The following is a 10,540-nucleotide window of genomic DNA, read 5'->3' on the forward strand; positions in this document are numbered from 1 at the left end:
TAACCGAGTTTCGTTGCGGCAACCGCGCAGCAATTTTGTTGCACCAATGTCGTCCTGGGACGCAGCCCTAAGATACAAATATAAGCTACATCAGATAGTTATGTGAATATTCGTAAGCCCAACCATTTTTATTCATGCTGTACTCTGCTGCAGCAAATCCGCAGCATGAAAAAAGCGCCCCGCTTGTGCGGAGCGCCCTCTCCTTTTAGGCCGTGGCCTCAGGTGTTCATGGAATCGAAGAATTCCGAGTTGCTCTTCGTGTTCCGGAGTTTGTCGAGCAGGAAGTCGATCGCGTCCATGGTGCCCATCGGATTGAGGATGCGGCGCAGAACGTACATCTTCTTCAGCACCTGCGGATCGGTGATGAGTTCCTCCTTACGGGTGCCGGAGCGCGCGATGTCGATCGCCGGGAACGTCCGCTTGTCCGAGACCTTGCGGTCGAGGATCAGTTCGGAGTTGCCGGTGCCCTTGAACTCTTCGAAAATGACTTCGTCCATGCGGCTGCCGGTATCGACCAGCGCGGTCGCGATGATGGTCAGCGAACCGCCCTCCTCGATGTTGCGCGCCGCACCGAAGAATCGCTTCGGGCGCTGCAACGCATTGGCATCGACACCGCCGGTCAGCACCTTGCCGGATGACGGCACAACGGTGTTGTAGGCGCGGCCAAGGCGCGTGATCGAATCGAGCAGGATCACGACGTCGCGGCCGTGCTCGACGAGCCGCTTGGCCTTCTCGATCACCATCTCGGCGACCTGGACGTGACGCACGGCGGGTTCGTCGAAGGTCGACGACACCACCTCGCCCTTCACCGAGCGCTGCATGTCCGTGACTTCTTCCGGACGTTCGTCGATCAGAAGCACGATCAGATAGCAGTCGGGATGATTGGCGGTGATGGAGTGCGCGATGTTCTGCATCAGCACCGTTTTGCCGGTGCGCGGTGGCGCCACGATCAGCGCGCGCTGGCCCTTGCCGATCGGCGCGACGATATCGATCACGCGGGCAGACAGGTCTTTCTTGGTGGAATCCTCAAGCTCCATGCGGAAACGCTGATTGGGAAACAGCGGCGTGAGGTTGTCGAAATTGACCTTGTGCTTCGACTTTTCCGGGTCTTCGAAATTGAGGGTGTTGACCTTCAGCAGCGCGAAATAGCGTTCGCCTTCCTTCGGGCTGCGAATATGGCCTTCAATCGTGTCCCCGGTGCGCAGGCCGAAACGGCGGATCTGCGACGGCGAAACGTAGATGTCGTCGGGGCCGGGCAGGTAGTTCGCATCAGGCGAACGAAGGAAGCCGAAGCCGTCGGACAGCACCTCGACAACGCCTTCACCGATAATGTCGGTCTCGGCGATCGCGAGCTGCTTGAGAATTGCGAACATCAGCTCCTGCTTGCGCATGGTGCTGGCATTCTCGACCCCATTCTCTTCCGCAAACGAGACGAGCTCGGCCGGCGTTTTCGATTTGAGGTCCTGGAGTTTGATTTCCCGCATTGGGGTAGTCCTGTGAGGAAGTAAGTAGGGAAGGGGTGCGAGGTGGCTTTGGAAAAAGCGGACGCCAAAGGGAAGGTCCGCAGGTCTCAGCCAGGAAAGGTGCCGTTTGGGCTTTCAAACCTGATGCGGCGCCGGTCCGAAAAGAACCGGAACGCGACCACATCCGCCTGCGTGGGGTGGGATAAAGCCTATATAGAAAATCGATCCGTCCTTCGCAAGAAGGACTGAAGCATGCGTCTTGAGCATTGCAATGTCTAGAACGGCTTCACGACGACCATGATCACGATCAGGATCATCAAAAGCGTCGGCACCTCGTTGATAATGCGGTAGAATTTCTGGCTTCGCTGATTCCGGTCCGCGGCGAAATCCTTCACGCAGCGGGACAAAAAGCCGTGGATACCCGACATGATGACCACCAGCGTAAATTTGACGTGAAACCAGCCCGATAGGTACCAGTGTCCGGCCCAGACCAGATAAAGCCCCGCCAGCCAGGTCACGATCATCGCGGGGTTGATAATCGCCTTCAAAAGCCGCCGCTCCATGACCTTGAAAGTCTCGGACTGCTTCGATCCGGCTTCAGCTTCGCAATGATAGACGAACAACCGCGGCAAATAGAGCATTCCGGCCATCCACGAGATGACGGCAATGATGTGCAGCGCCTTGATCCAGTCATACATCGCGGGGTTGCCTTTCAGGGAAGATAGCTCGGCCGGTCTCAGCGTTGCGAGCAAAGCCCTGCAAGTGAGGGACCGATACATATCCGCACACACGGCTTTCCTAAACTTAATTAAGTTTAGAATCTAAGGTTTGAGTCTTATTGGCCGTGAATTTGACTCATGCAAAACGATCCAGTCGTTCTTGCGGGCTTGTTCACATCTCTCAACATTCCTGCCGGCAGGGCCGGATGTCGGGAATCCGTCGCTCAACTCAATTGCTTGCGCTGGTCTGTGGCCAGCTTATGAAGAGACAAATCCACACTGGTTCACTATCATTCGGGCCCACGACGTCGAATTATCCTTTTGCGGAGTGCTGTGAAGAAAGGGGCGAGATATACAGGAGCCTGGCGGCGGACCCGGATTCTCCTCCTCGACCTCCACATGGATTCACAGGATAGACAGGGGTTCCGGTGCCGACGACTTCCAATTATTTCCACCTGCATCTGGTGTCGGACTCGACCGGCGAGACGCTGATCACCGTGGCGCGCGCGGTCGCCGCGCAATACGCCAACGTGACCGCGGTCGAGCATGTCTATCCGCTGGTGCGCAGCCAGAAGCAACTCGATCGCGTGCTCGACGAGATCGAGGAATCGCCAGGGATCGTCCTGTTCACGCTGCTGGAGAAGGACCTGGTCGGCCGGCTCGAGGGCAAGTGCAAGGAAATCAATGTTCCAAGCCTGTCGATCATCGGGCCGGTGATGCAATTGTTCGAGGCGTATCTGGGGGCTGCGACGACCGGGCGTGTCGGTGCGCAGCATGTGCTAAACGCGGAATATTTCAGCCGGATCGACGCGCTGAATTACACGATGATCCATGACGATGGTCAGCACGTCGAAGGCCTCGAGGAGGCTGATGTCGTTCTGGTCGGCGTGTCCCGCACATCGAAGACCCCGACCTCGATCTATCTTGCCAACCGCGGCATCCGCACCGCGAATGTGCCGCTGGTGCCGGGCATTCCGCTGCCGCACCAGCTCGAGACCTTGAAGAAGCCGCTGGTGGTCAGCCTGCATGCGACGCCGGAGCGCTTGATCCAGGTCCGGCAGAATCGCCTGCTCACCATGGGCGACCGCGACAACGACACTTATATCGACAAGCAGGCGGTGGCCGACGAGGTGGCGTTTGCGCGGCGCCTGAGCGCGAAATTCAATTGGGCATTGCTCGACGTGACGCGTCGCTCGATCGAGGAGACGGCCGCTGCGATCATGAAGCTCTATAACGACCGCCAGCGCGCGCGGCCGTCGGAATGATCGCCAAATCTTGAGCATCAAGTCTTGAGCACTAGGTCATGAGCATCTGGCGCGGGCCACAAAAACTGATCCTTGCGTCGCAAAGCCGCGCGCGGAAGATGCTGCTCGAAAACGCCGGGCTCGATTTCGATGCGCTGCCGGCCGATATCGACGAACGCGCTGTGCAGAAAAATTCCGGCCTTTCGGCGCCGGGCGAGATTGCATCGCTCCTGGCGCGCGAGAAGGCGCTGTTCATTTCTAGGCAGAAACCCGGCCAATATGTCGTCGGCGCCGATCAGACGCTGGCGCTGGGGCCGCGGATGTTCAGTAAGCCTGCCGGCCGTGCGCAGGCTGCCGAGCAGTTGGGCCTGCTTGCCGGACAGACCCACGAGCTGCATTCCGCCGTCTCAGTCGCGCGCGATGGCAAAGCCCTGTTTGACGATGTGAGCGTGGCCCGGATGACGATGCGGCGGCTCGCTGCCGGCGAGATCGAGACCTATCTCGATCAGGCCGGGGAGGCGGTAACGACCAGCGTCGGCGCCTACCAGCTCGAGGGCCTCGGCGTGCATCTGTTCGAGCGGATCGAAGGCGACCATTTCACCATTCTCGGCCTGCCGCTATTGTCGCTGCTTGCATTCCTGCGCCGTGAGACGCTGCTCGCGGTATGAGGTGCCGAGGCATGGCGACGGAGAGATGCTGAACCGATGTTGATCCAATGCTGATTCTGGGACTGACCGGCTCGATCGGGATGGGGAAATCCACCACCGCCAAGCTATTCATGGAGGCCGGCGTGCCGGTGTACGACGCCGATGCGGCCGTGCATCAGCTCTACGAAGGCGAAGCCGCGCCGGCGATCGAGGCCGCCTTTCCCGGTACGACCGCCGATGGCAAGGTCGATCGTGCAAAGCTGTCGGCGCGCGTGGTCCATGACGCCGCGGCGATGAAACAGCTCGAGCAAATCGTGCATCCGATGCTCGGCGCGTCGCGCCAGAAATTCTTTGCCGATGCGGAAGCCGCAGGTGCGCCGATCGTCGTCGTCGACGTGCCGCTGCTGTTCGAGACCGGCGGCGAGAAGCGCGTGGATGCCGTCGTCGTTGTCACCACCTCGCCGGAACTGCAGCGCGAGCGCGTGCTGGCGCGGGGCACCATGGATGCGGCCAGGCTCGACGCCATCATTGCCAAGCAGATGCCCGACGCCGAGAAGCGCAAACGCGCGGATTTCATAGTGGATACCTCGCACGGACTTGATCCGGTGCGGGCGCGCATCCGCGACATTCTGGCCGAGGTTGCTAAGATGCCGAAGCGGCGCGCCTGATTCGCCCGCTTTTTCGGATTCCCTCACGTGCGCGAAATCGTTCTCGATACCGAAACCACAGGCCTCGATCCGCTGCGCGGTGACCGGCTGGTCGAGATCGGCTGCGTCGAGATCTTCAACCGCATGCCGACGGGGCAGACTTACCACGTCTACATCAATCCCGAACGCGACATGCCGGCGGAAGCGTTCGCCGTGCACGGGCTGTCGACCGAGTTCCTGGCCAGCAAGCCGCTGTTCCATGAAGTGGTCGACGAGTTCCTGGCCTTCGTCGGCGATACCCCGCTGGTGATCCACAACGCGTCGTTCGATATCAGCTTCATCAACGCCGAGCTCGACCGCATCAAGCGTCAGGTGATCCCGAAGGACCGGCTGGTCGATACGCTGCTGCTGGCGCGACGCAAGCATCCCGGCGTGTCGAATCGGCTCGACGATCTCTGCTCGCGCTATCAGATCGACAATTCCCGCCGCACCAAGCACGGCGCCTTGCTCGACGCCGAGCTGCTGGCCGAGGTCTATATCGACCTGATCGGCGCGCGGCAGTCGCAGCTCATTCTGGCGTCGGAAACGTCGAATGCGCGCGCGGGCAGCCATGGCGATACGCCGCGGCGTCAGCGCGAGACCCCGCTGCTTGCGCGGGTCAGCGACGCGGATCGAGAAGCCCACAGGGCCTTCGTCGCCACGCTCGGCGACAAGCCGATCTGGAACGATTACCTGCCGCCGCCAGCGCCTGCTGAAGCACCGGCGGCGTAGGGCTCAAAGCTTTCCGGATCAGCTCGGCTTGACGCCGGAGGCGGCTTGGGCGGCCGCCTGCCGCTCCATGTTCTGGCGGTAGAGACCGACGAAATCGACGGGGTCGAGCAGCAGGGGCGGGAAGCCGCCGTCGCGAACCGAGGTCGCGACGATCTCGCGCGCGAACGGGAACAGCAGCCGCGGGCACTCGATCATAACCAGCGGGTGCAGGTTCTCCTGCGGCACATTCACGATCCGGAAGACGCCGGCATAGGCGAGATCGAAGCTGAACATCACCTTGCCTGCCGTCTCGGCCTTGCCCTCGACAGAGAGGATCACCTCGTACTCATTTTCCGATAGGTTGTTGGCGGAGACGTTGATCTGGATGTTGATCGCCGGCTGTTGCTGCTGCTGGCCGAGCGAAGCCGGCGCATTCGGGTTCTCGAACGACAGATCCTTGGTGTACTGCGCCAGCACGTTGAGCTGGGGAGCGGCCTGTTCGACGGGGGCGCCGTTGCCATTGGTCATGAAAATGTCTCCTGGAGCGGCGCTCGGAACAGAATGTCCGACGGCACGCGTTAAGGTGTTGGGAATGCCGATGCCGGCGAGTGGCTATCATACGCCCGGCTCGGTCCACAAGGACGACGAGCGGGCGCATCCCGGCGGCCTGCGACCAAATCTCCCGGCGATGGGGTGGTGAGCGCAACCCCGCCCAATCTCTTAACGGCTTCCTAAATTATTGAAGATGCGCGATTTCCAGGCAGGAACGGGTTTCCCCCCGGGGTCAAAACGCGCTACACTTGCCCGTGCCAAAAAGCGCCATTGGCCGGGCATAGTTTCGTGCCTACATGCTGCGGACTCGATCGGCGATGCAATCTCTGCCGTTCCCGACCGGGAACGCTTTGATGCCCGGCCCGTTGCCGGCAGAGACCAGAAAGCGAATTCGACGTGGATATCTACACCATCATCTTCCTGGCGCTGGCCGTGTTCATCTTCCTGCGCCTGCGCAGCGTTCTCGGTCAGCGCACGGGAAGCGAGCGGCCACCGTATGATCGTGCTGCCCCCAACGTCGTGCAGCGCGGTCAGGATAACAACGTCGTTCCGATCCCGGGATCGGTGATCGACCAGCCGGCCTCGGCCGCGCCCGCCGAGCCGGTCGAACCGACGGAACGCTGGAAGGGCATCGCCGAACCCGGCACGCCGCTGGCGCAGGGTCTCGACACGGTGGTTGCCCAGGATTCCTCGTTCGATCCGCGGCATTTCCTCTCAGGTGCTCGCTCGGCCTATGAAATGATCGTGCTGGCCTTCGCCAACGGCGATCGCCGCGCGCTGCGGGACCTGCTGTCGAGTGAGGTCTATGAGAGCTTCGAGGCCGCGATCAAGGATCGCGAGAAGCACGAGCAGAAGACCGAGACGCGGTTCGTCTCGATCGACAAGGCCGAGATCGTCAGCGCGGAGACGCGCGATCGTTCGACCCAGCTTACCGTCCGCTTCGTGTCGCAGATGATCTCGGTCACGCGCGACAAGACGGGCACCATTGTCGACGGCAGCCCGGACAAGGTCGCCGACATCACCGACATCTGGACATTCGCCCGCGACTCGACTTCCCGCGATCCGAACTGGAAGCTGGTTGGTACTGGAAGCGCTCACTAAACATCTTAGCTACGGGCGCCTCGCGGTCGCGTGCTGCGCGCTCGCGGTGCTGTGCTCCACGGCGGCGATCGCCGCGCGCTACAGGTCGAGCCGGCACCCTCCGCCGCGACACGAGCATACCCACCCGATCCCCTATCCCGATCTGGAATTGCCGCTGCAGCTCAGCGGCAGCCAGTATGAGCCGCTCGCCTGGGCCAACGTCTCCGGCTGGAACGATGACGATCATCTCGCCGCCTACAAGGCGTTTCGCACGAGCTGCAAGCCGATCGCGGCCCAGCAGGGTGCGCCGGCGGATTCGAAAGCGCTCGGCAGTTCGCTGCGCGATCCCTGCCGGATCGCCAAGGGACTCGATCTCGGCGACGGTGCCAAGGGAAATGACAGGGCGAGGGAATTCTTCGAGCAGAATTTTGTGCCGCTGCGCATCTCCCGGCTCGGCGAGGACGCCGGTTTCGTCACCGGCTATTACGAGCCTGTGCTCGATGGCTCGCGGACCCAGACCGACGTCTACAACGTTCCGGTCTATCGCCGCCCGTCCAACCTGTTCGTGCGCGGCAAGACGCAGAATTCGGTCGGCCTGCCCAACAGCGGTCCCGTGTATCGCAAGATCGGCCGGCGCAAGCTCGTGCCCTATTACGACCGCGGCCAGATCGAGGACGGCGCAATCGCCGGCCGCGGGCTCGAGATCTGCTGGCTGAAAAGCCAGACCGATCTGCTGTTCGCGCAGATCCAGGGCTCGGCGCGGATCAAGCTCGATGACGGCACCACGCTGCGCATCAATTACGACGCGCATAATGGCTATCCCTATACGCCGGTTGGACGCGTCCTGATCGACCGCGGCATCATCCCGAAGGACCAGATGTCGATGCAGAAGATCAGGGAGTGGATGGAACAGAACCCCGACGGCGCCAAGGAACTGCGGCGCCAGAACCGCGCTTACGTGTTCTTCCGAGAGGTTCCGCTGTCCGACAAGGACGAGGCCGTCGGCGCGCAGGGCGTGCCGCTAACGCCGGGCCGCTCGATCGCGGTCGACAAGGCGCTGCATGTCTATGGCACGCCGTTCTTCATCGCGGGCGAGCTGCCGATTGAATCCGAGCAGTCCAGGACGCCGTTCCACCGGCTGATGATCGCGCAGGACACCGGATCGGCGATCGTCGGCCCGGCGCGCGCCGATCTCTATTTCGGCGCCGGCGCAGACGCCGGAAAGGTCTCGGGGCGGCTGCGGCACAATATGCAGTTCGTGATGCTGGTGCCGAAGGGTCTCGACCCCGTCGCGCGCGGCCACAAGCTGCCGATTCCGGACGAGCGGCCGTCGGCCAAGATCGCCAAGCTGTTTCCGCAGACCGATCCGCAGAAGGCCAAGCCGGCGGATCTGCCGACAGCGACCGTCGCCAAGGGCACGGGGAAAGACGCGCGCAATAGTGTCGCCAAGAGCCCGCCCGCGAAGGATGCATCGCCCGCGATGCAAGCAGCAACAACCCCTGTTGCGCAGGCCGCACCCGTGGCAGAACCAGTGCCGTTGCCGGCAGCCCGGCCTGACATTCCGCAACCGGAGAAGCGGCGCACCCGGCGCTATCGCCAACACCGCTATCAATGAAACGTCCCGCGCCGGTCCCCGATCTGTCCGCTCCATCGCGGCGCAAGCGTGCGCTGAGCGAAGAGGAGCGTGCGCTCTGGGAAAGCGTGGCCAAGCAAGTCAAGCCGCTGCGCAAGCGACCGGCCGCTGCGAAAGCCCACGCCGGCGCCTCTGATCAGGCCACCCGTCACGCCGCGGCCAAACCCATCCCGGTCAAGGCGGTCACCGCGGCCAAGGCCGCGCCGGCGCCGCGCCCGCAGGTGCCGCCCCTGGCGCCGATTGGCCGCCGCGAGCGCGCAAAACTGTCGCGCGGCCGGCAGGAGATCGATGCGCGGCTCGATCTGCACGGCATGACGCAGACGCGCGCGCATCGTGTGCTGTTCGCCTTCCTGCAACGCGCGCACAGCGACGGGCTTACCTTCGTGCTCGTGATCACCGGCAAGGGCAAGGTCGGTGACCTCGATTCCGAGCGCGGCGTGTTGCGCCGCCAGGTGCCGGAATGGCTCAGCCTGCCGGAATTCCGCTCGCTGGTCGTCGGTTTCGAGGAAGCGCATATCGGCCATGGCGGCAAGGGCGCCCTCTATGTGCGCATCCGGCGCGCGCGCTGAACCTAAAACGGTCTGACGATCCCGACGCGCGGGATCAGCGTCACGATCCAGCCGAGGATCGTCGTCTTGCGATCGTCTGACGAGATCAGCGGCGCCTCCTTCGACGCCGGCAGCATCTTCACGGCGTGCAGGATCAGGAACATGCAGACCGCCCAGTTCGAGATCCAGCGCGAATAGTCGAACACCGTCACGAACATCACGAGATAGCCGGCGCTGATCATGACAAGCGTCGCGACGACGATCCGCCGATGCAACTCACTCGCGAGCGCGCCGGTCAGCCGCGCGAAATAGCGCCACAGCGGCATGTGCAGCCAGATCAGCAGCGCAAACGCCGGCACGCCCAGGATGTTCGAGGGCATGCGCGCCCAGGTGTCGGCGAACTCCTTCGACAGCGGCTGGTACCAGATGTAGCCGAAAGCCAGCAGGTCGGTCCGTGACGGATCGGCCATCCGGCTTTGCAGATGACGGATGAACTCGTCATAGGGCACGTCGACCGTGCCCGCGAACTGCGCGACCAGGAAGAGGATGCCGACTGCGCCGAGCGCCGCGATGCCGAAGACGGCGTTCCGCAATGTCACGCCCTGCACCAGATAGAAGCGCAGCACCACGATCGCCGCGATGGTCGGCACATACATCAGCACGTTGATGTGATGGACCAGAATCAGCACGATCGAGAACAGCGCTGCAATCAGCACGAACACGACCGAGCGCGCCGGGATCAGCAGCAGCACGATAGCCAGCGCACAGCCATAGATGTCGAAATGGCCGAGCGTGTGCATGAAATTCTTCAGGAAGAACGGCGATCCCGCGGTGAAGACGAACAGCGGCCAATGCGCGTCGTCGAAGCCGAATGTCCGGTGAAACAGTTTGACGAACAGTCCGAGCGTGACCAGCCAGATGGCGCCGGCCAGCGCGAATACCAGCCACACCGGCACCTTGTCGGTGAACAGCGACACGATCGCGCCGATCAGCGCGCGCTTGGTGAAGCCGTAGTGATAGTCGACCAGCAGGTGGATGTAGGGGACAAAGGGCGGCAGCGCGATCTTGTGCAGGAACACCCCGACCAGCACGGCCGCATTGACGGCCAGCATCAGGCGCCAGGGGTTTTGCCAGACTCGCAGATTCATCGATCGCCCACTCACGTCGTCCCGGGCAAGCGGAGCGCGACCCGGGACCCATATGTGGACGGCCCCCGTGGCACAAGAGCTTTTTGAGTAGATCGGATCGCTTGCATCC

Annotated in this window: 11 protein-coding genes; 7 read left to right on the forward strand and 4 right to left on the reverse strand. The window is 62.5% G+C overall.

All coding sequences use genetic code 11. From position 1 onward, the window contains the following. Nucleotides 1-218 precede the first annotated feature (218 nt). Together rho and hemJ are read right to left on the reverse strand one after the other, a co-directional pair. The gene (gene rho / locus ABIB78_RS24850) at nt 219-1,484 is read right to left on the reverse strand and encodes a transcription termination factor Rho (protein WP_021078151.1); all 1,266 of its coding nucleotides are present in this window, start codon (nt 1,482-1,484) and stop codon (nt 219-221) included. Nucleotides 1,485-1,738: 254 nt separating this feature from the next. Beyond that, nucleotides 1,739-2,161 (reverse strand): protoporphyrinogen oxidase HemJ, encoded by a 423-nt coding sequence (gene hemJ, locus ABIB78_RS24855; protein ID WP_429029219.1) that lies wholly within the window; start codon nt 2,159-2,161, stop codon nt 1,739-1,741. 449 nt (nt 2,162-2,610) lie between these two features. On the opposite strand from hemJ, the gene ABIB78_RS24860 reads away from it, so the two are divergent. The 4 genes from ABIB78_RS24860 to dnaQ are packed head-to-tail and all read left to right on the forward strand — an operon-like array spanning nt 2,611 to nt 5,491. Beyond that, on the forward strand, nt 2,611-3,447 hold the full coding sequence (locus ABIB78_RS24860) for a pyruvate, water dikinase regulatory protein (protein ID WP_050627995.1): 837 nt from the start codon (nt 2,611-2,613) through the stop codon (nt 3,445-3,447). A 38-nt stretch (nt 3,448-3,485) separates the two neighbouring features. Further along, on the forward strand, nt 3,486-4,094 hold the full coding sequence (locus tag ABIB78_RS24865) for a Maf family protein (RefSeq protein WP_429029220.1): 609 nt from the start codon (nt 3,486-3,488) through the stop codon (nt 4,092-4,094). 47 nt (nt 4,095-4,141) lie between these two features. Next, on the forward strand, nt 4,142-4,741 hold the full coding sequence (coaE, locus tag ABIB78_RS24870; RefSeq protein ID WP_429029221.1) for a dephospho-CoA kinase: 600 nt from the start codon (nt 4,142-4,144) through the stop codon (nt 4,739-4,741). Between the two features lie 27 nt (nt 4,742-4,768). Continuing rightward, nucleotides 4,769-5,491 (forward strand): DNA polymerase III subunit epsilon, encoded by a 723-nt coding sequence (dnaQ, locus tag ABIB78_RS24875; RefSeq protein ID WP_429029222.1) that lies wholly within the window; start codon nt 4,769-4,771, stop codon nt 5,489-5,491. 18 nt (nt 5,492-5,509) lie between these two features. Here the strand turns inward: dnaQ and secB are convergent, their stop codons facing one another. Further along, nucleotides 5,510-5,998 (reverse strand): protein-export chaperone SecB, encoded by a 489-nt coding sequence (secB, locus tag ABIB78_RS24880; protein ID WP_429029223.1) that lies wholly within the window; start codon nt 5,996-5,998, stop codon nt 5,510-5,512. A gap of 420 nt (nt 5,999-6,418) precedes the next feature. On the opposite strand from secB, the gene ABIB78_RS24885 reads away from it, so the two are divergent. Genes ABIB78_RS24885 through ABIB78_RS24895 form a run of 3 tightly spaced genes read left to right on the forward strand, consistent with a single transcriptional unit; the run spans nt 6,419 to nt 9,304 of the window. Beyond that, complete coding sequence (locus tag ABIB78_RS24885; RefSeq protein ID WP_429029224.1) at nt 6,419-7,123, forward strand: Tim44/TimA family putative adaptor protein; 705 nt, start codon at nt 6,419-6,421, stop codon at nt 7,121-7,123. Then, nucleotides 7,107-8,717, forward strand: coding sequence for an MltA domain-containing protein (locus ABIB78_RS24890; protein WP_429029236.1), 1,611 nt, complete (start codon nt 7,107-7,109; stop codon nt 8,715-8,717). The genes ABIB78_RS24885 and ABIB78_RS24890 overlap by 17 nt, the downstream gene beginning before the upstream one ends. Then, nucleotides 8,714-9,304 carry a Smr/MutS family protein gene (locus tag ABIB78_RS24895; protein ID WP_429029225.1) on the forward strand — a complete coding sequence of 197 codons (591 nt, stop codon included), beginning with the start codon at nt 8,714-8,716 and terminating at the stop codon, nt 9,302-9,304. Before ABIB78_RS24890 ends, ABIB78_RS24895 begins: the two co-directional genes overlap by 4 nt. A 2-nt stretch (nt 9,305-9,306) precedes the next feature. Here the strand turns inward: ABIB78_RS24895 and ABIB78_RS24900 are convergent, their stop codons facing one another. After that, on the reverse strand, nt 9,307-10,431 hold the full coding sequence (locus tag ABIB78_RS24900) for a hypothetical protein (protein ID WP_429029226.1): 1,125 nt from the start codon (nt 10,429-10,431) through the stop codon (nt 9,307-9,309). Nucleotides 10,432-10,540: the final 109 nt, after the last annotated feature.

Origin of the sequence: Bradyrhizobium sp. I1.14.4, from assembly GCF_050435825.1 — a bacterium.
GTDB lineage: Bacteria > Pseudomonadota > Alphaproteobacteria > Rhizobiales > Xanthobacteraceae > Bradyrhizobium.

What these genes read in the sequence shown, in the direction of transcription:
- ABIB78_RS24895 (WP_429029225.1), top strand. Translation starts at nt 8,714, where the DNA reads ATGAAACGTCCCGCGCCGGTCCCCGATCTGTCCGCTCCATCGCGGCGC.
- coaE (WP_429029221.1), top strand. Translation starts at nt 4,142, where the DNA reads ATGCTGATTCTGGGACTGACCGGCTCGATCGGGATGGGGAAATCCACC.
- ABIB78_RS24865 (WP_429029220.1), top strand. Translation starts at nt 3,486, where the DNA reads ATGAGCATCTGGCGCGGGCCACAAAAACTGATCCTTGCGTCGCAAAGC.
- ABIB78_RS24900 (WP_429029226.1), bottom strand. Translation starts at nt 10,431, where the DNA reads ATGAATCTGCGAGTCTGGCAAAACCCCTGGCGCCTGATGCTGGCCGTC.
- secB (WP_429029223.1), bottom strand. Translation starts at nt 5,998, where the DNA reads ATGACCAATGGCAACGGCGCCCCCGTCGAACAGGCCGCTCCCCAGCTC.
- rho (WP_021078151.1), bottom strand. Translation starts at nt 1,484, where the DNA reads ATGCGGGAAATCAAACTCCAGGACCTCAAATCGAAAACGCCGGCCGAG.
- hemJ (WP_429029219.1), bottom strand. Translation starts at nt 2,161, where the DNA reads ATGTATGACTGGATCAAGGCGCTGCACATCATTGCCGTCATCTCGTGG.